18 protein-coding genes and 5 tRNA genes are annotated in these 22286 nt (G+C 65.8%); 17 read left to right on the forward strand and 6 right to left on the reverse strand.

Annotation, left to right across the window (positions count from 1 at the left end; genetic code table 11):
* Positions 1 to 27: 27 nt before the first annotated feature.
* The gene (locus WDB66_RS04445; protein WP_339397338.1) at positions 28 to 612 is read right to left on the reverse strand and encodes an N-acetylmuramoyl-L-alanine amidase; all 585 of its coding nucleotides are present in this window, start codon (positions 610 to 612) and stop codon (positions 28 to 30) included.
* Between the two features lie 197 nt (positions 613 to 809).
* Here WDB66_RS04445 and WDB66_RS04450 point away from each other — a divergent pair, with 197 nt between their 5' ends.
* From WDB66_RS04450 to WDB66_RS04470, 5 genes are all read left to right on the forward strand, one after another.
* On the forward strand, positions 810 to 1136 hold the full coding sequence (locus WDB66_RS04450) for a type II toxin-antitoxin system HigB family toxin (protein ID WP_339397339.1): 327 nt from the start codon (positions 810 to 812) through the stop codon (positions 1134 to 1136).
* Positions 1112 to 1486 (forward strand): helix-turn-helix domain-containing protein, encoded by a 375-nt coding sequence (locus tag WDB66_RS04455; protein ID WP_339397340.1) that lies wholly within the window; start codon positions 1112 to 1114, stop codon positions 1484 to 1486. The genes WDB66_RS04450 and WDB66_RS04455 overlap by 25 nt, the downstream gene beginning before the upstream one ends.
* 233 nt (positions 1487 to 1719) lie before the next feature.
* The gene (locus tag WDB66_RS04460; protein WP_339397341.1) at positions 1720 to 2250 is read left to right on the forward strand and encodes an alpha/beta hydrolase; all 531 of its coding nucleotides are present in this window, start codon (positions 1720 to 1722) and stop codon (positions 2248 to 2250) included.
* 8 nt (positions 2251 to 2258) lie between these two features.
* Entirely contained in the window at positions 2259 to 4412 is a 2154-nt protein-coding gene (gene rlmKL / locus WDB66_RS04465; protein ID WP_339397503.1) for a bifunctional 23S rRNA (guanine(2069)-N(7))-methyltransferase RlmK/23S rRNA (guanine(2445)-N(2))-methyltransferase RlmL, read from the forward strand.
* 209 nt (positions 4413 to 4621) lie between these two features.
* Complete coding sequence (locus WDB66_RS04470; RefSeq protein WP_339397342.1) at positions 4622 to 5260, forward strand: class I SAM-dependent methyltransferase; 639 nt, start codon at positions 4622 to 4624, stop codon at positions 5258 to 5260.
* Positions 5261 to 5558: 298 nt separating this feature from the next.
* On the opposite strand, the gene WDB66_RS04475 is transcribed toward WDB66_RS04470, so the two are convergent.
* The 5 genes from WDB66_RS04475 to WDB66_RS04495 form a co-directional block, all read right to left on the reverse strand.
* Complete coding sequence (locus tag WDB66_RS04475; RefSeq protein WP_339397343.1) at positions 5559 to 6365, reverse strand: ABC transporter permease subunit; 807 nt, start codon at positions 6363 to 6365, stop codon at positions 5559 to 5561.
* Entirely contained in the window at positions 6362 to 7219 is an 858-nt protein-coding gene (locus WDB66_RS04480; RefSeq protein WP_339397504.1) for an ABC transporter permease subunit, read from the reverse strand. The genes WDB66_RS04475 and WDB66_RS04480 overlap by 4 nt, the downstream gene beginning before the upstream one ends.
* A 125-nt stretch (positions 7220 to 7344) precedes the next feature.
* Positions 7345 to 8490, reverse strand: a complete 1146-nt coding sequence (locus WDB66_RS04485; RefSeq protein WP_489670814.1) for an ABC transporter ATP-binding protein — start codon at positions 8488 to 8490, stop codon at positions 7345 to 7347.
* A 46-nt stretch (positions 8491 to 8536) separates the two neighbouring features.
* Positions 8537 to 9676 carry a polyamine ABC transporter substrate-binding protein gene (locus tag WDB66_RS04490; protein ID WP_339397344.1) on the reverse strand — a complete coding sequence of 380 codons (1140 nt, stop codon included), beginning with the start codon at positions 9674 to 9676 and terminating at the stop codon, positions 8537 to 8539.
* A 120-nt stretch (positions 9677 to 9796) separates the two neighbouring features.
* Positions 9797 to 12493 (reverse strand): choice-of-anchor Q domain-containing protein, encoded by a 2697-nt coding sequence (locus WDB66_RS04495; protein ID WP_339397345.1) that lies wholly within the window; start codon positions 12491 to 12493, stop codon positions 9797 to 9799.
* A gap of 162 nt (positions 12494 to 12655) precedes the next feature.
* Between WDB66_RS04495 and WDB66_RS04500 the strand changes: the two genes are divergently transcribed.
* The 12 genes from WDB66_RS04500 to gltX all read left to right on the forward strand — a co-directional run bounded on the left by WDB66_RS04500 (position 12656) and on the right by gltX (position 22265).
* Positions 12656 to 15094, forward strand: coding sequence for a protein kinase domain-containing protein (locus WDB66_RS04500; protein ID WP_339397346.1), 2439 nt, complete (start codon positions 12656 to 12658; stop codon positions 15092 to 15094).
* A complete protein-coding gene (locus tag WDB66_RS04505) occupies positions 15091 to 15651 on the forward strand; it encodes an ECF-type sigma factor (RefSeq protein ID WP_339397347.1) in 561 nt (186 codons plus the stop codon). The genes WDB66_RS04500 and WDB66_RS04505 overlap by 4 nt, the downstream gene beginning before the upstream one ends.
* Before the next feature lie 94 nt (positions 15652 to 15745).
* The gene (locus tag WDB66_RS04510; protein ID WP_339397348.1) at positions 15746 to 16483 is read left to right on the forward strand and encodes a TorF family putative porin; all 738 of its coding nucleotides are present in this window, start codon (positions 15746 to 15748) and stop codon (positions 16481 to 16483) included.
* Between the two features lie 88 nt (positions 16484 to 16571).
* Positions 16572 to 16648: transfer RNA gene (locus tag WDB66_RS04515), tRNA-Pro, on the forward strand.
* Between the two features lie 71 nt (positions 16649 to 16719).
* Positions 16720 to 16796: transfer RNA gene (locus tag WDB66_RS04520), tRNA-Arg, on the forward strand.
* 34 nt (positions 16797 to 16830) lie between these two features.
* A tRNA-His gene (locus tag WDB66_RS04525) sits at positions 16831 to 16907 on the forward strand.
* A gap of 58 nt (positions 16908 to 16965) precedes the next feature.
* Positions 16966 to 17041 (forward strand) — tRNA-Lys (locus tag WDB66_RS04530).
* Positions 17042 to 17129: 88 nt separating this feature from the next.
* Positions 17130 to 17214 (forward strand) — tRNA-Leu (locus WDB66_RS04535).
* Positions 17215 to 17342: 128 nt separating this feature from the next.
* Positions 17343 to 18653 carry a trigger factor gene (tig, locus tag WDB66_RS04540; RefSeq protein WP_339397349.1) on the forward strand — a complete coding sequence of 437 codons (1311 nt, stop codon included), beginning with the start codon at positions 17343 to 17345 and terminating at the stop codon, positions 18651 to 18653.
* A 31-nt stretch (positions 18654 to 18684) separates the two neighbouring features.
* On the forward strand, positions 18685 to 19305 hold the full coding sequence (clpP, locus tag WDB66_RS04545) for an ATP-dependent Clp endopeptidase proteolytic subunit ClpP (protein WP_339397350.1): 621 nt from the start codon (positions 18685 to 18687) through the stop codon (positions 19303 to 19305).
* A gap of 108 nt (positions 19306 to 19413) precedes the next feature.
* The gene (gene clpX / locus WDB66_RS04550; protein WP_339397351.1) at positions 19414 to 20700 is read left to right on the forward strand and encodes an ATP-dependent Clp protease ATP-binding subunit ClpX; all 1287 of its coding nucleotides are present in this window, start codon (positions 19414 to 19416) and stop codon (positions 20698 to 20700) included.
* A gap of 152 nt (positions 20701 to 20852) precedes the next feature.
* On the forward strand, positions 20853 to 22265 hold the full coding sequence (gene gltX / locus WDB66_RS04555; RefSeq protein WP_339397352.1) for a glutamate--tRNA ligase: 1413 nt from the start codon (positions 20853 to 20855) through the stop codon (positions 22263 to 22265).
* Positions 22266 to 22286: the final 21 nt, after the last annotated feature.

The raw sequence follows: 22286 nt of genomic DNA on the forward strand, positions 1-22286 counted from the left end.
ATACGGAAGCCCCGCTGCACGCCGCCGTCAGGGGCTGGCTGCATCCGGTAGCAGGCGTCGCAGCGGCACCGCTTCAAGCACTTGCGGCCAGGGGAACAGCGGGCCCGGATCACGCTTGCGCGGGACCAGCACGGCCGGGTTGTCGGTAGCCGGCACCTGCGCGGTATCCAGATCCTCGTGCCCGGCGATCAGCGCCAGGCCCGGCAGCCTGGCGGCCAGATCCCGCAGCAGCGCGATCAGCGCCGCGATCTGCACCTCGGGGTAGGGCTCGTCCATCGCCTGGTGGCGGGAATACAGCCAGTCCGGCCAGCGGCCGCGATTGACCAGTTCGATCCCGATCGAACGCGGATTGAAGCTGCGCACATGGTGCGCCACGCGGTTTTCCGGCACGAAGCGGTGCAGCGCGCCATCGCGATCGATGTAGTAATGCCCGCTGTTGCCGCTGCCCGAGGCGTACAGCACCTTTTCCCCGTACTCGCGCGCGGTGGCCAGATCCGGCAGTTCGGTGCAGTGGATCACCACCAGGTCGATATCAGCCAGCGCACGCGTTTCCAGCGCCGCCACGTAGGGCAGCGGCCAGTCGTTGATCGGGACGGCGGAGGACGTGGACATGGGAGGCGCCGGTATCGGACGTGGCGGTGTGTGCGGCTGCATGGAATCTTCGCCGACAGTAATTGATGTGGGGAAGGCCAGCCAGCGGAACGAGGTGGCGCCGTTGCAGTCCATCGGCAAAGGGCGAGGCGCCATGCCGTCCCGGAGAAAGTCCGCGCCTGCTGCACTGGTCCCAATATGGGATCAACATGTGTCCGGTGAAACTGACCGCCCTTTCCACCCTGCTTGCCTGCTGGCAGCGGCATCCGGACTCCGAACAGGCCTTGCGTGCCTGGGCCGACGAGGTTCGTGCCGCGTGCCGGGACCAGCCGGTCGCAGTGAAAGGATCGTTCGACAATGCCAGCATTCTCAAGGGCCGGCGCGTAGTGTCCAACATCAAGGGCAATGACTATCGCGTCGTGGTCGCGATTGCCTGCGGCATGAAGGTGGTGTTCGTGAAGTTCGTGGGCACGCATCAGGAATACGACCAGATCGACGTCGATACCGTGGAGTTGAAACCATGGCCGACACGCACTACACATTGACCCCGATCCGCACCGAGGCGGACTACCGTGCAGCGCTGAAACAGGCCGAGCGATACGTCGATGCCGACCCTGATCCGGACAGTGCGGAAGGAGCGTATTTCGATGCGCTGGTGACGCTGATCGAAGCCTGGGAAGCCCGGCATCATCCGGTGCCACCGCCTGATCCGGTGGAGGCGATCAGGTTCCGGATGGAGCAGGCCGGGTTGACGGTCAAGGATCTGGTTCCTTCCATCGGCCAGCCGAACCGGGTCTACGAAGTCCTGAACCGCAAGCACGGGCTGACGCTTGGAATGATCCGGAAACTGCACCGCAACCTCGGTATCCCGGCGCAGAGCCTGATCGGCAATTGAGGTGACAGGACGATGCGTTTCGACCTTGTCCTCGCGTTGCCGGGTGATGGCCGGTCCGGCCGGTTCCAGTCGATGGCGTGACGCCTTCTCCACGCCTGCGCCAATCAGGCCGCAGGCGGCCGCGTGCTACCATCCGCGCCCTTTCTGCGCGGTTCCACCGGGTGTTGCGCATCGCGCGATGCCGTGAGGTGTGGGGCGCCGCGCGTTCGCGCCTTTCTTCTCGGAGCCATGCCATGACCGGCCATTGCATCCTTTCGCATGGGCTCAACAGCAGTCCGTCCGCTGCTCGCGTGTCGGCGCTGGCGCGGGTGGCCGGGGCGCTGGGCTGGACCCATGAGCGGCCGGATTATTCGGATCTGGATGCGGGCGGGGAACCGGCGGATCTGCCGTTACGGGTCGGGCGCCTGCTGGCGCGGGTGCGGCGCTGGCGCGAGGCCGGCAATCGCGGCTTGCTGGTGCTGGCCGGTTCCAGTCTCGGCGCCTACACCAGTGCGCTGGCGTCGTTGCAGGAAGCCTGTGACGGCCTGTTCCTGATGGTGCCGCCGGTGCATCTGCCCGAGCCTGCGGTGCCGTTACAGGCGGCGCGTGTGCCGACCTGGGTGGTGCACGCCTGGCACGATGAGCTGATTCCACCCAGCGACGTGGTGCGTTGGTGCCAGACGCGTGCGGATCGCCTGCTGATGCTGGCTGACAACCATCGGCTGGAAAACCATGTGGACGAGGTGGCAGCCGAGTTCGGCCGCTTTCTGCAGGTGCTGGCATGAGCGCGCCGCTGACCTTCTTCGCGCCCTGCGCCAAGGGGTTGGAATACCTGCTGGTCGAGGAATTGCGCGGGCTGGGTGCCGAGCAGGTGCGCGAAGCGCTGGCCGGGGTGCATTTTTCCGGCACGCTGGAAACCGGCTATCGCGCCTGCCTGTGGTCGCGCCTGGCCAGCCGCGTGCTGCTGCGCCTGTCGGAGTTTCCCGCCACCGATGAGGCCGCGCTGTATGCCGGTGTGCAGCAGATCGACTGGTCCGAGCATCTGTCCGAACACGGCACGCTGGCGGTGCATGCCAATCTGCACGCCTCGCATCTGGACCACGCCCGCTACGCCGCGCAGAAGGTCAAGGATGCGGTCGTGGACCAGTTCCGCGAACGTACCGGGTTGCGGCCTTCGGTCGATACCGAGCAGCCGGATCTGCGCATCAGCCTGAGCCTGCGCCGCAACATCGCCGCCGTGTTCATCGATCTGGCTGGCGAAAGCCTGCACCGGCGCGGTTGGCGCGGCGTGCAGGTGGCGGCGCCGTTGAAGGAAACCCTGGCCTGCGCGGTGCTGCTGCGCGGGCAGTGGCCGGCGATCAGTGCGCAGGGCGGCGCGCTGGTGGATCCGATGTGCGGCTCGGGCACCTTGCTGATCGAGGCGGCGCTGATGAGCGCGGATGTGGCGCCGGGGCTGGAGCGCGAACTGTTCGGTTTCCAGTACTGGCGCGGCCACGATGCGGCGCTGTGGCAGCGTCTGCTGGATGAAGCGCAGGCGCGTGCCGAACGTGGCCGGGCGGCGCTGACGGCGCGCTTTTTCGGTTTCGATCTGGATCCGGAAGCGGTGGCGATCAGCCGCGCCAATCTTGCCCAGGCCGGGCTGGCCGATGTGGTGTCGATCGAATGCCGCGAGGTGGCGCAGTTGCAGGCGCCGGCAGCCGCCACGCCCGGTCTGGTGGTCTGCAATCCGCCCTATGACGAGCGTCTGGCAGCCGATGCCGCGCTCTACCGGAAGTTGGGCGAAGCCCTGAAACACAGCTTTTCCGGCTGGCGCGCGGCGATTCTGGTGGCCGATGGCGAGCTGTCGCGCGCGCTCGGTCTGCGGCCGGAAAAGCGCTATGCGCTGCACAACGGCGCGCTGGCGTGTGAGCTTTTGCGCATCGACGATATCCAGCCGCCGGCAAGCGGCGCGCCGGTGGTGACGGAACGGCCGCTGGGCGAGGGCGCGCAGATGGTTGCCAACCGGCTGCGCAAGAACCTGCGTGCGCTGCGCAAGTGGCGCGAGCGCGAAGGCGTGGAATGCTTCCGTGCCTATGATGCCGACCTACCCGAATACGCCGCCGCGATCGATGTCTACCGCGGTGTTCCGGAAGAAAGCCCGCAATCGCCGCCGGAAATCTGGCTGCATGTGCAGGAATACCAGGCGCCGGCTTCGATTCCCGAGGATGTCGCGCGCCAGCGCCTGACCGATCTGGTGCACGCGGCGATGGCGGTGTTCGAACTGCCGCGTTCGCGCATCGCGGTGAAAACCCGGCAGCGCGGCAAAGGCGGCAGCAAATACGGCCGTTTCGATGCGCGCGGCCGCTTCCTGTGGGTGCGCGAGGGCGGCGCGCAGCTGCGCGTGAACCTGTTCGACTATCTGGATACCGGCCTGTTCCTGGACCACCGCCCGCTGCGCCTGCGGCTGGCGCGGGAAGCGCAGGGCCGGCATGTGCTGAACCTGTTCAGCTACACCGGCGCGGCCAGCGTGCAGGCCGGCATCGGCGGGGCGCGCAGCACCACCAGCGTGGACCTGTCGGCCACCTATCTGGAATGGGCTGCGCAGAATCTGGCGCGCAACGGTCTGGCCGGGCAGGAACATCGCCTGGTGCAGGCCGATGTGATGCAGTGGCTGGCGGCCGAACGCGGGCGCTATGACCTGGTGTTCTGTGATCCGCCGACGTTTTCCAACTCGGCGCGGGCGGCGGATTTCGATGTGCAGCGTGAGCATGCGACGCTGATCCGGGCCTGCGTCGCGCGGCTGAGCGCGCATGGCGTGCTGATCTTTTCCAACAACTTCCGCCGCTTCCGCATGGATCCGGCGCTGCTGGAGGAGTTCGACGTGCGCGATATCCGGGCATCCACGCTGGACCCGGATTTCTCGCGCGATCCGCGCATCCACGGCGCCTGGGAGATCCGCCCGCGCTGATCCGTGCGCGCCGGAGTTCGCGGCGATGCGGGCTGTGGCGCTTGTGTGATGCGATTCCGGCGCAGGCAGGCCGAACGGGCTATTGCCGATGCCCGTATCCGGGCGCCATGCTAGGCACCGCCGGGCCGACTGCCCGGGATCGCAGCCGCACCGGTTGCGGCCCGGAACTTGGCAACGGCGGATGTTTTGGCGCACCAGACAAGGCACGCATGCAGACACAACTCCAGCGGCTGTGGAACGACGGCAACGAGCGTTGGCAATTCTTCCGGCAATGGCTGCGCCACCCGATTTCCACCGCCGCCATTTCGCCTTCCGGGGTGCGCCTGGTGCGCGCGATGGTGGCCGAAATCCCGCCCGAGGCGCAGCGCGTGATCGAACTGGGCGCCGGCACCGGCGTCATGACGCGCGCGATTCTGGAGCGCGATATCGCGCCGCAGGATCTGCTGGTGTTCGAGCTGAACCCGGAGCTGGCGCGCTATCTGGAAGACGTCTTCCCGCAGGTGCGCATCCGTTGTGCCGATGCACGTGATCTGGCCGCCGAAGCGGCTGCCAGCGGCTTTGCCGAAGGCGGCCTGGCCGACGCGGTGATTTCCAGCCTCGGCTTGCTGTCGATGCCGCGCAGCCTGCAGAAGGACATCCTGGCTGCGTCGTTCCAGTGCCTGAATCCGGGTGGCCGTTTCATCCAGTTCACCTACGGCCCGACCTGTCCGGTGCCGCGCGATATCCTCGACGAACTGGGCCTGCATGCGGTACGCGGCCAAACCGTGCTGCGCAATGTGCCGCCGGCCACGGTGTTCGTGTTCAGTCGGAGCCGCTCGCGCGCGATCGTGCCGCGTTCAATCCGCTGAAAGCGGCGCTAGCCCGGATATTTTCATGAGATCGCAGAAAAGTGCCTGGCAAACCTCACCAGATTGCCATTTGATCCATGTTCCCGCTTTGGATGACGTGTCCCGTGCACTTTTCTGCTGACGCGGCGCTCACGGGTCTTTTGCACCGCTCGCTGCGTTGCTCCTCCCCCCGGTGGGGCCTGCCACCGGGAGTCGTTGCGCCTTGCGAGCGGCACAAAATCCCTCGCGATCATCCGCGCCCCTCATGAAGTATCCGGGCTAGCGGCGGAAGTTCCGGCCCCGCTCACCGCCGCGCGGTTCAACGCGCGGCGGACTTCTGCTGGCGGTGCAGCAGGATGCCGGCGATGGTGACCGCCACCATCACCACCATCACGATCAGCGTGGCCAGCGCGTTGATTTCTGGGGTCACACCGAGTTTCACCTTGGAATAGATCAGCATCGGCAGCGTGCTGGCGCCCGGGCCGGAGGTGAAGCTGGCGATCACCAGATCATCCAGCGACAGGGTGAAGGCCAGCAGCCAGCCGGCCAGCAATGCCGGCGCGATCAGCGGCAGCGTGATCAGGAAAAACACCTTCCACGGCCGCGCGCCCAGATCCATCGCAGCCTCTTCCAGGCTGTCGTCCATCATCGTCAGGCGCGAGCGCACCACCACGGTGACGTAGCAGGCGGTGAAGGTGATGTGGGCCAGCGTGATCGTGGTCATGCCGCGCACCGGCCAGCCGATCAGCTGCTGCATGCTGACGAACAGCAGCAGCGCCGACAGTCCCAGCATCACCTCGGGCATCACCAGCGGCGCCGAGTTCATCAGCGACAACAGCCCGCGCCCGGGAAAACGCCCGAAGCGCGCCAGCGCCAGGCCGGCGGTGGTGCCCACCAGTACCGCGAAGGTGGCACTGGTGGAAGCGATCAGGAAGCTGCGCCACGCGGCCGAGAGGATCTGTTCGTTCTGGAACAGCCGCCCGTACCATTCGGTCGAAAATCCGCCCCACACCGTCACCAGCCGCGACTTGTTGAACGAGAACACGATCAGCGACACGATCGGCGCGTACAGGAACGCATAGCCGAAGGCCATCGCGGTGTAGAGGATCCACGGCTTGCGGTTCATCGGCCGGCCTCGCGTTGTTCGCGCTTGTTTTCGACGTATTCGAAGATCAGCGTCGGCAGCACGATCAGCAGCAGCATCGCCACCGCCACCGCCGAGGCCAGTGGCCAGTCGCGGTTGGTGAAGAACTCGGTCCACAGCACGCGGCCGATGGTGATCGCATCCGGCCCGCCAAGGATGTCCGGGATCACGAACTCGCCCACGGCCGGAATGAACACCAGCATGGAGCCTGCAATCATGCCCGGCAGCGACAGCGGCAAGGTGATCCGCAGGAAGGCATTCCACGGCCGCGCGCCCAGATCCTCGGCGGCCTCCAGCAGGGTGAAATCCATCCGCATCAGGTTCGCCGCCAGCGGCAGGATCATGAACGGCAGGTAGTTGTAGACGATGCCGATGTACACCGCCAGATTGGTGTAGAGCAGCTCCAGCGGCTGCTCGATCACGCCCAGCCACAGCAGGAACTGGTTGATCAGGCCATTGGTTTTCAGGATGCCGCTCATCGCATAGGTGCGCAGCAGCGAGCTGGTCCAGAACGGCAGGATCACGCCCACCAGCAGCGCCATGCGCCACAGCGCCGGCGCGCGCGCGATGCCGTAGGCGATCGGGTAGCCGATCACCAGCGCGGCGGCAGTCGACACCCCGGCAAAGAGCAGCGAGTTCAGATAGGCCTGAAGGTAGAGGCTGTCCTTCAGCAGCGCGGTGTAGTTGGCCCAGCCCAGGCGGATCGACAGGCTACCTTCCTGGCTCAGATCCAGCAGTGCCGAATACGGCGGCGACTGGCCGAACAGCGCGCTGGACAGGCTGATCTTCATGACGATCAAGAACGGCACCAGGAAGAACAGCCCGAGCCACAGCATCGGCACGCCGATCACGAACAGGCGGCCACGACGGCTGCCGAACTCGTGCCCGATCGTGCCGAACCAGCGGAACAGGTTGTGTACGACCTGGTTCCAGAAGCCGCCCAGGCCGCCGCCGCTGGCGCTCATCCGGCCAGCACCACGGCCGAGGCGGCGCTCCAGGACAGGTACAGTGTGTCGTCCCAGTCGTAATGCGGTTCGGAACTGCGCTCCACGTGGGTTTCCTGCACCCGCAACACGGCGCCGCTGGCGGTCTTGACCTGATAGATCGAGACATCACCCAGATAGGCGATCTCCACCACCTGGCCGACCGCGACGTTGTCGGCCTGCGGCGGTGCTTCGTGCACATCGATCTTTTCCGGCCGCACCGAAATCGTCACCGGCGTGCCGACCGGCAGCGGATCGGCATGGCGCGCCTGGATTTCGGCATCCAGCACATCGCAATAGACCTGCACCGTGCCGGCCTCCTCGTTCTGCGACGCGATGCGGCCTTCGATCAGGTTGGTGGAACCGATGAACTCGGCCACGAAGCGCGTGGCCGGGTATTCGTACAGGCCGGCCGGGGTGGAGACCTGTTCGATCATGCCGGCATTCATCACCGCCAGGCGCGAGGCCATGGTCATGGCTTCCTCCTGGTCGTGCGTGACCAGCACAAAGGTCGTACCGACGCGCTCCTGGATGTTCATCAGCTCGAACTGGGTGTGTTCGCGCAACTTGCGGTCCAGCGCGCCCAGCGGTTCGTCCAGCAGCAACAGCTTGGGCTGCTTGGCCAGCGAGCGCGCCAGTGCCACGCGCTGGCGCTGGCCGCCGGATAGCTGGTCCGGCTTGCGCTTGCCCAGATCCGGCATCTTCACCAGTTCCAGCATGTGCGCCACGCGCTCACGCACTTCCGCGGCTGGCAGCCGGTCCTGCTTCAGGCCGAAGGCGATGTTCTGCTCCACCGTCATATGCGGAAACAGCGCATAGCTCTGGAACATCATGTTCACCGGCCGCTCGTACGGCGGCAGCGCCGAAATATCCACGCCATCGATCAGGATGCTGCCGCGATCCGGCTTCACCAGCCCGGCCAGGATGCGCAGCAGCGTGCTCTTGCCCGAGCCCGAACCGCCAAGCAGGGCGAACAGTTCGCCCTGGTAGATGTCCAGTGAGACATCATCGCAGGCGTAGACCTTGCCGTAGGTCTTGGTGACGTTCTGGATGCGCAGGAAAGGCTGCGCCGCCGGGTCCTGCCACGGCGCCACCGGCGTAGGACGACGGAGGGGATTGGACATCAGGAAAAGCTCCCGGCAGCTGGATGGGCAGGGTGGAGGCGGGCGCTCAGCGCCCGCTCTTGATCGAGGTCCAGGTGCGGACCCGTTCGCGTTGCAGGGCTTCGGGCAGCGAGGCCGGATCGATCAGCTTTTCCAGCACCTCCTGCGGCGGATATACGCCCGGATCGGAGGCGATTTCCGCATCCAGCAGCGCGGTCGCGGCGGTGTTGGGATTGGCATAGCCGACGTAATCGGTGATCTGCGCGATCACTTCCGGCTGCAGCAGGAAATCGATGAAGGCATGGGCGTTGTCCGGGTGCGGCGCGTCCTTCGGGATCGCCATCAGATCGAACCAGCGCACTGCGCCTTCCTTCGGGATGATGTAGGCGATTTCCACCCCGTTGCCGGCTTCTTCGGCCCGGTCGCGCGCCTGCAGCACGTCACCCGAATAGCCCATCGCCAGGCACAGGTCGCCATTGGCCAGGTCGTCGATGTACTTGGAGGAGTTGAAATAGCGGATCGACGGCCGGATCGGCGCATAGGCCTCGCGCACCGCCTCCAGTTGCGCGCGATCACGCGAGTTCGGATCCTGGCCCAGCCAGATCAGTGCGGCGGAGAAGGTTTCCTGGTCATCGTCCAGCACGCTGATGCCGCAGCGCGCCAGTTTTTCAGCATTGGCTGGATCGAACAGCAACGCCCACGAATCCAGCTGCGCGTCTTCGCCCAGCGCTTCCCTGACCTTGGCCACATTGATGCCCAGACCAGTGGTGCCCCACATGTACGGCACCACGTGCGCATGGCCCGGATCCACGTCGGCCAGCGCGTCGAGCTGGGTGGAATCGATATTGGAGAGATTCGGCAGCTTGTCCTTGTCCAGCGGCGCATAGATGCCGGCGGCGATCTGGCGCTGCGCAAACGGGCGCGCCGACGGGAACACCACGTCGTAGCCGGAGCTGCCGGTGGTCAGTTTGGTTTCCAGCATCTCATTGGAGTCGTACACGTCGTAGACCACGCGGATGCCGCTGGCCTGCTGGAAGCGCTCGATGGTGTCCTCGGCCACATAGTCGGACCAGTTGTAGACATGCAGCACCCGGGCTTCGGCGCCCGGCACCGTGGGCGTGGCCGCATCCTGTGCCTTGTCGCCGCAGGCCGCGAGTGTCAGCAGGGCAGCCGCCAGCGGCGCGGCCTTGAGTGGCTTGAGTTTCATCTTGGGAGTCCCGAACAGTGCGGCCCGGTGCCGCTGCGCAGCATGTTCAGGAGGATGCCGGGGGCTGTCAACGACTGAAGCGGCCCGGCAGGGTGTTGCCGGGCCGCCAATGCACCGCCGTCAGGGCATGTCGTGCTCGAAGCCGTCGCGCAGCAGGCCGTCGACGCGCAGCTGCCAGATGACGCTGTCATCGCCCGGATCCGGGTCGGCCTGGTCGGGGGCGGGGCTGACGGAGGCATGGTTTTCGATGAGCTGCGGCGCGGGCGCGGGCAGGGTGGCCTGGATCAGATAGCCCAGGCTGCCGTTGGCCGGGATGTCGATAGGTTCGTCGATGCCGCCGCTGCCCGTCGCGGCACAGCTGGCGCTGCCTTGCGGCTCGCAGATCCATTCGATGCCGGACAGTTCCGGCGGCGGATTCCACTGCACGCGGGCCTGTTGCGCATCGTGCGGCCCGCCGTTTTCCACGCGCAGCGCGAAGGCGACCTGGTCGCCGGGGAAATTGAAGGTGTCCGGCACCTCGGCATGGACGGAAAGATCGGTACTGGCCAAGACCAGACGCACCAGCAGCATCACCGGCGCCGAGGTGTCGGTGCCGCCGTTCGCGCTGCCGGCGTCATCACGCAGCCGCACCTGGAACAGCGCGCTGCCGGGGTCGGCGCCGGGGATGAAGTGCAGCGTACCGTCTGCCTCGACCACAGGCTCGCCCCCTGGAGCGAAAAGCTGCGCGCCGGCCGGCAAGGTTTCGACCCGGGTGAGCTGGAACTGCACGCTCTGGTCCGGATCATCGGTGGTACCGCTGCGGATGCCGGTGGCCCATTGCGCGAAGTTTACCGGCGTGCTGTTCACCACGGCCACAACCTCGCTGCCGGAAGCGGTGAAGCCGGGCGGCTGGTTGGCAAAGCGCGCGGTGATGGTGCAGTCCTGCATGATCGGCGGGGTGGAAAAACGCAGGCTGCCGTCCGCTTGCGGCTGGATGTCCTGCGCGCTGCCGCAATCCAGCAGCGGTGGATAAAGGGTCGGATCGGCCACGTCCCAGCCGGGCGCAGGCGTGGCCAGCAATTCCAGCACGGTGCCCTGTGGAACCGCATCCGGATCGGTGCCGGCCGGCAGCTGGATCGAGCCCATGCCCGCCGGGTCGGTGAGCAGCGTGATGACGTGGGCGGGAGGCACGAGATGGGCCGTGCAGGACCGGTTCCCGTCCAGTGTCAGCTGCGCCTGCAGCGGACTGCCGGGAACCGCGCTGCAGTCGCCGTCCCAATGGCCGAAGCTCCAGCCGGCGGCAGCTGTCAGCGACAAGGTGATGACCGGAGCCGGAGCGTCGTGTTCTCCGAGAACGTAGGTGCATGGCGCATCCGCGCTGTCACAGTCCGCCCGGCTGCCTTCCTCCGCCTGCCAGACCGCAATGCTGCCATCGCCTTCCAGTTCCAGCGTCAGGACGCGGACGCGCTGCTCCACCGCTCCGGCATCACAGCGCAGGCCCTGGGGGCGCTCCACGCCGCGCTGGTCGGTGGCGGCGTCGCCGCAGTCGACCGCATCGATCGCCACGCCGGCGGTGCCCGGCAGCAGCGTTGGTGTGCTGCCGATAGCCTGCTGCAAGGGGCCAAGCAGGGGATCGCCCTCGATCGTGTCGGTGCAGGTGGCGTACGCCGGGCAGGGTGCGCCGACTGGCACCACGGTCTGGTTCAGTACGATATCCGGAGCGACCGTGCCGGCTACAAACGGAGCGGCATCGGCCACGATCGAACGTTCCACCAGCGTGGTAGCGCGGCTGCCCATGGTGTAGATCGCCTGGCTGGCATAGTCGAGGCTGCCAGCGAAGGTGGCCGTGTTGCCGGAAAAGGTGACCTGGTCCAGCCGCACGTTAGAAGGCCCACCTACACCCCGGTTGTAGATCGCCCCGCCCCGTCCGTAGTAGCCCTGTACCGAGTTGCCGGTGAAGGTGCTGTTCTGGATGAACAGGTCGATGACGCCGCCCTGTGAGCCGGCATCGACATAAATGGCTCCGCCGCCGGGGCCGATCTCCTGGTCGAAGTGCGCGGTGTTGTCCGCGAACGTGCTGCGCTCGATAACCAGTTCGATCCGGCTGGGGCTGGAGCTGGTGCGGGCATAGATCGCGCCGCCATTGAGCTGCGCCCGGTTGCCGGTGAACACGCTGTCGGAAATGGTCATTGCCACCACCCCGCCGATCGGTGCCAGGCAGCACTCGGTACGCAACCCCAGCGCACCGCCATGCAGTGCGTGGTTGTCGATGAAGTGCAGGCGCTTGAGCTGCGGGGAGCAGGGCCGGTTGGCGCGGTCGGAAAAGCAGAACAGCGCCGCCCCCATGTGATCCGGGTAGTTGTTTGCGCTGCGGGCACCGCGCAGGGTGAAGCCGTCGATCACGGTGGCGGCGGTGAAGCCGCCCAGCCTCTGGCTTGCATCCAGCAGCACGATCCGGTGGCTGTTGTCTGCATCATCGTCCGGATCCCCGATTTCGCCGGACAGCACGGTCAGTGTCGGATCACTGCTGGCGCGCTCCTCGATGCTGGTTTCGTACCCGGCAAAGCCGCCAATCAGACGCAGTTCGCGGGTGATCGCGAAATGCGCATTGCGGTCACCGCTGCCGCCATCCGGTGTGTACGTGCCCTGCGCCACCCAGATGTCGGTGCAGGTGTAGGTGGCCAGTGCGCCCTGCAGCGACGCAGGCTGGGACCAGTCGCTGCCGTCACCTGCTCCCGCGGGAGCAACCCGGCAGATCGCCGCCAACACGGGCGTGCTGCCGCAAAGCAACAGCAGGATCAGACAGAAGCGGAGAAAGGGATGACAACGCGGGTTCATGGTTCACCTCTTGCGACGTGGAAAAAGCGGGCGTGCCTCGTGCGCGTGCGCGACAGCGCCTTTTCCCTTCATTGCGTATCACGGCGGCAAGAGCCGCCATGGATATAATTGGTGAGGATTCCGCTTGTGCGGGAGGGGAAGGCGGCCGGGGGGCGCGAAGCCATGACGCAGTCCGAACATGCCCGTTATCTGAAGGCCAAGGCACTGGTCGAATGGCTCGACGGCCAGCCCGAGGGCGCACGTAGCGAAGCGCTGGAACAGGCCTGTGATGGCGATGCGCTGTTGCGGGCCGAAGTGCTCTGGCAGTTGCAGGCGCTGTCCACGGGGACCGATGGACCGGTCGGCCCGCTGCACTCGCAGCCCGCGCCGGCGCCCGACTACAGCGGCGAAACCGCGCAGGCGTTGCAGACCAGCGGCTACCGTCTGGTGCGACGTATCGGGCAGGGCGGCATGGGGGTGGTCTATCTGGCCCAGCGGGAGGTCGGCGGCGCCACGCAGGCGGTCGCACTCAAGCTGCTGGACAGTGCCGGGGCGCCGAGCCACTCCCGTCTGCGCCGCTTCGAATCCGAATGCCGCATCCTGGCCTCGCTCGGGCACGCCAATATCGCCCGGCTGCTGGATGCAGGACGGTTTGCTGATGGCCGGCCCTTTCTGGCGATGGAATACGTCGACGGCGAGCGCATCGATCACTGGTGCCGGCACCGGCGCCTGGGTCTGGCCGCCCGGCTCGGGTTGTTCCTGAAGGTCTGCGATGCGGTCCGCCATGCGCATGCCAGCCTGGTCATCCACCGCGACATCAAGCCGGCCAACATCCTGGTCGATGGTGGCGGCGAGCCGAAGCTGCTGGATTTCGGCATCGCCCGACTCGCCGACCGGGACGGTGAGCTGCGTGCCGACACCGCCACGGTGGCGATGACCTGGGCCTATGCCAGCCCCGAACAGCTGCACAATCGGCCCTTGGGTACCGCCAGCGATGTCTGGCAGCTGGGGCTGGTGCTGTACGAGCTGGTGGCCGGGCGGCGTCCGCTCGAACACGGCGATGCACCGCTGCAGTGGACCGATGCGGTCACCGCTGATCGTCTGCCGCGGCCCAGCCAGGTCGCGGATCGCGCCAATCCCGCAGGATGCGGGCGGATTCACGCCGATGTCGATGCGATCGTGATGAAGGCCTTGCGTGCCTCGCCGGGCGAGCGTTACGCCAGCGTGGCCGACCTGATGGACGATATCGGGCGCCATCTGGATGGAAGACCGGTCCATGCGCGCCGTGGACAGCGCTGGTACCGGTTGCGCCGGGGGCTGTGGCGCCAGCGCCGCTCCGTCGCCTTGCTGGCGGCCGTGCTGCTGCTGCTGACAGGATTCGCGCTGGACCGCCAGAACCATCTGCGCCAGGCCGAGCGCGCGCGCGACAGGGCGCAGGCGCTGCTGGCGTTTTCGCGCGATCTGTTCGAGAGCGCTGATCCCACCCGTACCCGGGGCAGGCGGCTGACCGTGGCCGAACTGCTGGATCATGGCGCCGCCCGGACCGTGGCGCGTGATGACCTTGCAGCGGATGTGAAGGCGGCCATGCTGGTCTCCATCGCCCGCAGCTACAACGCGCTGGATCTGACCGATCGTGCCGTGCCGCTGCTGCAACAGGCGTTGCGCTTGTGGGGCGAGGATGCCGATCCGGGCGATCTGGGCGCCGCCTGGGCGGCGCTGGGCCGGGCGCAGTCGCTGCTGCTGAACTATCCCGCCGCGCATGAGGCCGGCAGCCGCGCCGTCGAACTGCTGCAACGTGCGCCGGGCGATCATCTGCATGACATCCTGCGGGTGCGCATCAATCTGTTGTTCGGACATCTGAACGAACGCGACATCCCGACCGCCGACGTGGCAGCCGAACTGGATGCGATCCTTGCGCAACTGGAAGCACGCCTGGAACCGGAACTGACCATCCAGGCTCTGGCGGTGCGGGCGATGGCGCATGTGATGCTGGGTGAAAGCGACGCCGGCATTGCGGTGGCCGATCGTGCCTTGCGGCAGGCCCAGGCGATGTACGGCCCGCAGGATCCGGCCCTGATCTGGTTCCGTTTCGTTTCCGCCGTGGTGCGCATGCGCAGTGATCCGGCCGCCGCGACCGAGGCGTTCCGCCAGCAGGTGCGGGATTACGAGAACATCCTCGGCGAGCCGACCCTCAATGTCGGCATGTTGCTGAGTTATCTGGGCCATTCGTTGCGCACGCTCGGTGCCCACGACGACGCCCTGCAGGCTTACCAGCGCGCCGAACTGATCGTGCGCGATTACCGTGATATCGCGCCGGATGCCTATGTCAGCGTTCAGGCCTCGTTGGCCCGGGCGCTGGATCAGGCCGGGCGCAGCGATGAGGCGTTTTCGCTGCTCCGCAGCCACATGGCGCTGGCACGTGAACGCGCTGCACTGGGCGCGCCGATGGCGGTGCGCGGTCATGCCACTGCGCTGCAACTGCTGGCCGATATCGCCAGCAGGCGTGGCGACAAGACGCTGGCGCAGCGTTGGGAGAAAGAGCGGGACGCGCTGGCCGGCAGCTTTCCAACCCTGCTTGCCGCGCATCAGGCTCCGGCGCAGACAGCGGAGACGGTGCGATGAATGCCGAAATCACCGCCCTGATGCCAGCGTTCAATGCCGGCGACAGCCATGCGCGCGATCAGGTCGTGCGTGCGCTGTATTCGGCCATGCATGAGCTGGCCGCCGCGCAGTTGCGGGCCGAACGCAACCCGCGCACGTTCAGCGCGACGGAACTGGTCAACGAATGCTTCCTGCGCCTGTTCGGCGCGTTGCGGCCCCCGGAAGTCCTCAACCGGCAACACATGCTGGGCCTGGCCGCCCGCACCATGCGGCGCGTGCTGATCGACACCGCGCGACAGCGCCAGGCGCGCCGGCGTCAGGGCCTGGGCGAACAGGTCACGCTGACCCGCATCGCCGGGGAATTGCCGATCGATGATCAGCCCGAGGCTCTGGACCAGGCCTTGAACACGCTGGAGCGGCTCGATGCGCGTCAGGCGCGGATCGTGGAACTGCGCTTTTTCGCTGGGTTGTCGCAGGAGGAAACTGCCGAGCTGCTCGCGATTTCAGTGCGTACCGTGCAACGCGAATGGCGTATCGCCCGCGCCTGGCTGCTGCGCGAGCTGGGTGCGGCTGGATGAGCCCGGCGGCGGGCGCGGAAAGTGCTACTGCCAAGCCGATTCCTTCGGTTAATGTACGCGGGCTTTTTCATCCCATTCCGCCGGAAAACCCCTGATGCCTTCCCTGTCCCGAATCGCGCTTGCCGCCGCGCTGGCGTTTGCCGCTGCTCCCGCCCTGGCCCAGGATGAAGCACCCTGGACGGTCAGCGGCGGTGCCTGGGTCGTCAGCGACTACGTCTGGCGCGGCGTGTCGCAGAGCCAGGAAGACCCGACCTGGCAGCTGGAGCTGGCGACAGAACATGAATCCGGCTTCTACGTCGGCGCCTTCCTGTCCGGCGTGGATTTCATCCCGTCCGGTGCCGATTACGATGACGGCATCGACTACGAGGTCAATGCCTACCTGGGCTGGAGCGGCCAGCTCAGCGAGACCCTGACGCTGGACCTGAACTACACCCGCATCGCCTATCCGGGCTCGAAAGAGGATTTCGATGCGGACTTCAACGAATTCGCGGCAACGCTGGGTTTCGGCGGCAACTACAGCGCCACCGTGGTCTATTCGGACGACACCGTGAACCTGGGCAGTTCGGCCTGGTACTGGCAGCTGGGCGGCGAGTGGGAACTGGGCGCTTCGGGTCTGATGCTGGGTGCCACCGCCGGGCATTACGACCTCGGCCCCGAGCTGGGCGGCAGCTACAACGATTACGAAGTCTGGCTGGCGCGCAGCTTCGGCAATGTCGCGCTGAAGCTGGCCTACAGTGACACTTCCGGCTACGACGATGTGCTGGCCGAGTCGCTGGGCGAACGTCATCTGGCCGATGGTCGCGTGTGGTTGTCGCTGGGCTACGAGTTCTGATCCGGATGCGTTGACGTAGCCGGGGCGGAGCCGTATGATGAGCGGCTGTTTCGTGGCGACGTTGTCACGGCGAAGCAGGGCCGGCCTTCGGGGTATAGCTCAGCCTGGTAGAGCGCCAGCTTTGGGAGCTGGATGTCGAGAGTTCGAATCCCTCTGCCCCGACCACGGTCCTGTTTGTCCGACTGATCCAACTCAGGCTCGATCCACCGGCCGCGTGCGTTATCATTCGCAATGATGCGCCCGTAGCTCAACCGGATAGAGCACCGGCCTTCTAAGCCGGGGGTTACAGGTTCGATTCCTGTCGGGCGCGCCAGCGGAACCGGTCTTCGGACCAGGTATTGCTTGTGGTGGATGTAGCTCAGTTGGTTAGAGCATCGGATTGTGATTCCGAGGGTCGCGGGTTCGAGTCCCGTCTTCCACCCCACCCCTCGATTACGGCATAATGCCGGGTCGAAGCCGCCCAGGCGGCAGCACGAAAAGATGGGCCGTTAGCTCAGCTGGTAGAGCAGTTGACTCTTAATCAATTGGTCGTAGGTTCGAATCCTACACGGCCCACCATCTTCTCCCTCCCCCCGGCTTCGTCGCCCCATGGCATGCCTCACCGGCCAGGCCGGTGTGGCGCGATGGTGTGGGCGGATGGTTGTTCGCGAGAGTGGCGGAACTGGTAGACGCGCTGGATTTAGGTTCCAGTGGGGCAACCCGTGAGAGTTCGAGTCTCTCCTTTCGCACCACCGTCTGTTGTCCTTCCGACTGTGCCGGCAGTGGCGCGGCGCGGCGGCGGAAGGCATCATGGCGGGCCAAATTTCCGGTGCCGTGGCCCTGTGGTGGGCGGCGGCGCGAAATCCTTTGAGGAGTGACAATGCAAGTTTCGATCGAAAACCTCGGCACTCTGGGCCGCAAGCTGACCGTCAGCGTGCCCGCAGACCAACTGGAAGGCACCATCCGCCAGCGTCTTGGCGAGCTGTCGCGCACCGTCCGCCTGAAGGGCTTCCGTCCCGGCAAGGTGCCCGGCAAGGTGATCGAGCAGCGCTACGGCGCGCAGGTGCGCAACGAGGCCGTGGGCGAGCTGATCCAGCGTTCCTTCAGCCAGGCGGTGCAGCAGGAGAAGCTGCGCCCGGCAGTGCAGCCCTCGATTGAAACCAGCGGCGTGCCGGAGGATGGCCAGTTCAAGTACGTCGCCACCTTCGAAGTGATGCCGGAAATCGGCACCATCGACGTGTCGGCGTTGAAGATCACCCGGCCGGTGGCCGAAGTGGTCGATGCCGATATCGACCGCATGATCGAAACCCTGCGCCAGCAGCGCCGCAGCTGGGCCGAAGTCGAACGCGCCGCCGTCAAGGGCGACCTGGTGATGTTCGAATCGGTCGCCACCACCGATGAAGGCCGCATTCCGGCCGAAGGCGTGGACCGTTCTGGCACGATCCTGGGTTCGGGCGGCATCCTGGCCGAACTGGAAGACCAACTGGTCGGACTTGCGCCCGGCGACGAACGCGAGATCGAAGCCACGTTCCCAGCCGGCTACCGCAATCCGGCGCTGGCCGACAAGACCGCGAAGCTGGCGATCAAGGTGGTGCGGGTCTCCGAAGCGCGCCTGCCGGAACTGGACGACGAATTCTTCGCTGCGTTCGGCATCAACGACGGTGGCCCGGAAAAGTTCCGCGCTGAAGTGCGCGCCAATCTGGAGCGTGAGCTGCGCGGTGCACTGATGCTGCGCCTGAAGGCTGATGTGGTTGACAAGCTGCTGGCCGCGCATCCGGATCTGGAACTGCCCGGCCGCATGGTCGAAGCCGAGGCCCGTGGCCTGGCGCAGCAGGCTGCCGAACAGGCCCGCCAGCGTGGTCAGCAGGTGCCGAAGGAAGTGCCGTTCGAGCCATACATGGGGCAGGCGCGTCAGCGCGTCGCCGCCGCCGTGCTGCTGGGTGAACTGGCGCGCCAGAACAACATCCGTCTGGATTCGGCACGCCTGCAGGAAATGATGGAGACCATCGCTTCCACCTACGAAGAACCCGAGCAGGTCATTGAACTCTACCGTCGCGACCCCCAGCTTCTGGAAGGTCTGCGCAGCCGCGTGATCGAGGACCAGGTCATCGACTGGATCGCCGACCACGCCGATGCCAGCACCACGACGCTGAGCTTCGAGGAAGTGATGCAGCCTGCTGCCGCCGCCTGAGGTGGCGGTCTTTCCCGGGAGAACCGATCCAATGAACATACAGGGCCTGAACCTGGTGCCGATGGTGGTCGAACAGACCAGCCGCGGCGAACGCGCCTACGACATCTACTCGCGCCTGCTGAAGGAGCGGGTGATCTTCCTGGTCGGCCCGATCGATGACTACGTCGCCAATCTGGTGATCGCGCAGATGCTGTTCCTGGAATCGGAAAACCCGGACAAGGACATCAACCTGTACATCAACAGCCCTGGCGGCGTGGTCACTGCTGGTCTTGCGATCTACGACACGATGCGCTTCCTGAAGCCGGACATCAGCACGATGGTGGTCGGCCAGGCGGCCAGCATGGGCTCGTTCCTGCTGGCGGCCGGCACCAAGGGCAAGCGTTTCGCGTTGCCCAACTCGCGCGTGATGATCCATCAGCCGCACGGCGGCGCGCAGGGCCAGGCCACCGACATCGAGATCCAAGCACGTGAGATCCTCTATCTGCGCCGGCGCCTGAATGAGGAGTTCGCGGCCAACACCGGACAGCCGCTGGAGCGCATCGAGCGTGATGTGGAGCGCGACCTGTTCTTCAATGCACAGGACGCCAAGACCTACGGCCTGATCGACGAAGTGCTCGAGCGCCGGCCGGAAGAATCCGTCAAGCCCGGTTGACGCCATACGGCGTATTGCAGCGCGCAGGCCCGGGCGCCGGCTAGGCGCGGCCCCGGGCCTGAGCTATTCTCGGGCCGGTAACAATGTGATCGCAGGACAAATCCAGGCATGACTGAAGAACGGCAAGGACGCGGCGGGGACAACGGCAAGATTCTCTACTGCTCGTTCTGCGGCAAGAGCCAGCACGAAGTACGCAAATTGATCGCCGGTCCATCGGTGTTCATTTGCGACGAATGTGTTGAGCTGTGCAACGACATCATCCGCGAGGAACTGGAAGAGAAGGCCGCGACCTCGCGCACCCATCTGCCCAAGCCGCGCGAGATCATGGATGTGCTCGACCAGTACGTGGTCGGCCAGGCGCGTGCCAAGAAGGCGCTGTCGGTGGCGGTCTACAACCACTACAAGCGCATCGAAAGCCGCCAGAAGAACGACGAAGTCGAACTTTCCAAGTCCAACATCCTGCTGGTCGGCCCGACCGGTTCGGGCAAGACGCTGCTGGCCGAAACGCTGGCGCGTCTGCTGAACGTGCCGTTCACGATCGCCGATGCGACCACGCTGACCGAAGCCGGCTACGTCGGTGAGGACGTGGAGAACATCATCCAGAAGCTGCTGCAAAAGTGCGACTACGATGTCGAGAAGGCGCAGCAAGGTATCGTCTACATCGACGAGATCGACAAGATTTCGCGCAAGAGCGAGAACCCCTCGATCACCCGCGATGTTTCCGGTGAAGGCGTGCAGCAGGCACTACTGAAGCTGATCGAAGGCACCGTCGCCAGCGTGCCGCCTCAGGGCGGGCGCAAGCATCCGCAGCAGGAATTCCTGCAGGTGGATACCAAGAACGTGCTGTTCATCTGCGGCGGCGCGTTTGCCGGGCTGGAAAAGATCATCCAGCAGCGCACCCTGGACGGCGGTGGTATCGGCTTCGGTGCCGATGTGCAGAGCAAGCAGCAGAAGGCCAATATCGGCCAGTTGCTGGCCAAGGTCGAACCCGAGGATCTGATCCGCTTCGGCCTGATCCCCGAATTCATCGGCCGTCTGCCGGTGGTGGCGACGCTGGAGGAACTGGACGAGGCCGCGCTGATCCGCATCCTGACCGAGCCCAAGAACGCGATCACCAAGCAGTTCCGCAAGCTGTTCGAGATGGAAGGCGTGGAGCTGGAATTCCGGCCCGACGCGCTCCAGGCACTGGCGCAGAAGGCATTGGCGCGCAAGACCGGCGCGCGTGGCCTGCGCACGATCTTGGAATCGGTGCTGCTGGATACGATGTACGAACTGCCGTCGCTGGAAGATGTGGCCAAGGTGGTGGTGGACGAATCGGTCATCAACCACCAGGCCGAGCCGTATCTGATCTACCAGAGCGCGCCGGCGGCGCCTCAGAAGGCCGCCGCCGAATAACCGGCCTTCCTGCTGCACTGATATCCACCAGAACGGCCGGGCTTTCCCGGCCGTTTTGCTGTGCAGGGCGCGTTGCTGCGCCTGTCGCGTACGGAAGCCGGTCGGTGCTGGGGTAGAATCGCCGCCCCCTGATCCATTCCGGTTGTGTGTCGATGACCTGTCGTACCCGTTTTGCCCCCAGCCCCACCGGCTTCCTCCACATTGGCGGCGCCCGCACCGCGTTGTACTGCTGGCTGGAAGCGCGCCGCCGTGGCGGTCATTTCGTGCTGCGGATCGAAGACACCGACCGCGAGCGTTCCAGCCAGGAAGCAGTCGATGCGATCCTGGAAGGCATGCGCTGGCTGGGGCTGGAGCACGACGAAGGCCCGTTCTACCAGACCCTGCGAATGGACCGTTACCGCCAGGCCGCCGAGGAACTGGTGCGCGCCGGCAAGGCCTATTACGCCTACGAATCCAAGGAGGAAATCGAGGCGATGCGTGAGCAGGCCATGGCCGAGGGTCGCAAGCCGCGCTACAACGGCTGGTACCGCGACCGCAACGAGCCACTGCGCGAAGACCCCAACCGCGTGATCCGCTTCAGGAACCCGGCCGATGGCAGCGTCGTGTTCGAAGACAAGGTACGTGGCCGCATCGAATGGAGCAACGAGGAACTGGATGATCTGATCATCTGGCGTTCGGACGACCACCCGACCTACAACTTCGCGGTGGTGGTGGACGACATCGACATGGGCATCACCGACGTGATCCGCGGTGACGACCACATCAACAACACCCCGCGCCAGATCAACATCTACCACGCGCTGGGTGCGACTCCGCCAAGCTTTGCGCACCTGCCGATGATCCACGGACCGGACGGCGCCAAGCTGTCCAAGCGGCACGGCGCGGTCGGTGTGATGCAGTACCGCGATGATGGCTATCTGCCGCACGCGCTGCTGAACTACATCGTGCGCCTGGGCTGGTCGCATGGCGATCAGGAGATTTTCTCGCGCGAGCAGATGATCGAGCTGTTCCGGGTCGAAGATGTCAACAAGGCCGCCTCGCGTTTCGATTTCGAGAAACTGGCCTGGATCAACCAGCACTACCTGAAGACCGACGAGCCGCTGGAAATCGTGCCGCATCTGCTCTGGCACCTGCGCCAGAACGGCATCGATCCTGAAACCGGACCGGACCCGGCCGACGTGGTCGTGGCGTTGCGCGAACGCGTGCAGACGCTGAAGGAAATGGCCGAGCGCGCACGCGTCTGGTACCTGGGCATCGAGCAATGGGACCAGGCCGCGGTCAGCAAGCACCTGTTGCCGGCTGGCGCGATCCTGCGCGACATGCACACGCGCCTGTCCGGGCTTGAGGAATGGAATGTGACCAGCGTGGATGCGGCGCTGCGCGCGTGTGCCGAAGCCCAGGGTGTGGGTCTGGGCAAGGTGGCGCAGCCGATGCGGGTGGCGATGACAGGCTCGCAGGTGTCGCCGTCGATCGACCACACCATTTTCCTGTGCGGGCAGGAAGGCGCGGTCAAACGTCTGGAAAAGGCGTTGCAGATCGTCGAATCGGGCATGCTGCCTGGATAACCGGGCGGGTTTGATTCAGGC

It is taken from the genome of Denitratimonas organivorans, from assembly GCF_037478135.1.
Taxonomy (GTDB): domain Bacteria; phylum Pseudomonadota; class Gammaproteobacteria; order Xanthomonadales; family Xanthomonadaceae; genus Denitratimonas.

Excerpts from the sequence above, each read along its gene's own strand:
- WDB66_RS04460 (WP_339397341.1), top strand. The coding sequence starts at position 1,720 with ATGACCGGCCATTGCATCCTTTCGCATGGGCTCAACAGCAGTCCGTCC.
- WDB66_RS04495 (WP_339397345.1), bottom strand. The coding sequence starts at position 12,493 with ATGAACCCGCGTTGTCATCCCTTTCTCCGCTTCTGTCTGATCCTGCTG.
- WDB66_RS04470 (WP_339397342.1), top strand. The coding sequence starts at position 4,622 with ATGCAGACACAACTCCAGCGGCTGTGGAACGACGGCAACGAGCGTTGG.
- WDB66_RS04455 (WP_339397340.1), top strand. The coding sequence starts at position 1,112 with ATGGCCGACACGCACTACACATTGACCCCGATCCGCACCGAGGCGGAC.
- WDB66_RS04445 (WP_339397338.1), bottom strand. The coding sequence starts at position 612 with ATGTCCACGTCCTCCGCCGTCCCGATCAACGACTGGCCGCTGCCCTAC.
- WDB66_RS04505 (WP_339397347.1), top strand. The coding sequence starts at position 15,091 with ATGAATGCCGAAATCACCGCCCTGATGCCAGCGTTCAATGCCGGCGAC.
- clpP (WP_339397350.1), top strand. The coding sequence starts at position 18,685 with ATGAACATACAGGGCCTGAACCTGGTGCCGATGGTGGTCGAACAGACC.
- tig (WP_339397349.1), top strand. The coding sequence starts at position 17,343 with ATGCAAGTTTCGATCGAAAACCTCGGCACTCTGGGCCGCAAGCTGACC.
- WDB66_RS04500 (WP_339397346.1), top strand. The coding sequence starts at position 12,656 with ATGACGCAGTCCGAACATGCCCGTTATCTGAAGGCCAAGGCACTGGTC.
- clpX (WP_339397351.1), top strand. The coding sequence starts at position 19,414 with ATGACTGAAGAACGGCAAGGACGCGGCGGGGACAACGGCAAGATTCTC.
- WDB66_RS04485 (WP_489670814.1), bottom strand. The coding sequence starts at position 8,490 with ATGTCCAATCCCCTCCGTCGTCCTACGCCGGTGGCGCCGTGGCAGGAC.
- WDB66_RS04490 (WP_339397344.1), bottom strand. The coding sequence starts at position 9,676 with ATGAAACTCAAGCCACTCAAGGCCGCGCCGCTGGCGGCTGCCCTGCTG.
- WDB66_RS04510 (WP_339397348.1), top strand. The coding sequence starts at position 15,746 with ATGCCTTCCCTGTCCCGAATCGCGCTTGCCGCCGCGCTGGCGTTTGCC.
- WDB66_RS04475 (WP_339397343.1), bottom strand. The coding sequence starts at position 6,365 with ATGAACCGCAAGCCGTGGATCCTCTACACCGCGATGGCCTTCGGCTAT.
- WDB66_RS04480 (WP_339397504.1), bottom strand. The coding sequence starts at position 7,219 with ATGCTGTGGCTCGGGCTGTTCTTCCTGGTGCCGTTCTTGATCGTCATG.
- gltX (WP_339397352.1), top strand. The coding sequence starts at position 20,853 with ATGACCTGTCGTACCCGTTTTGCCCCCAGCCCCACCGGCTTCCTCCAC.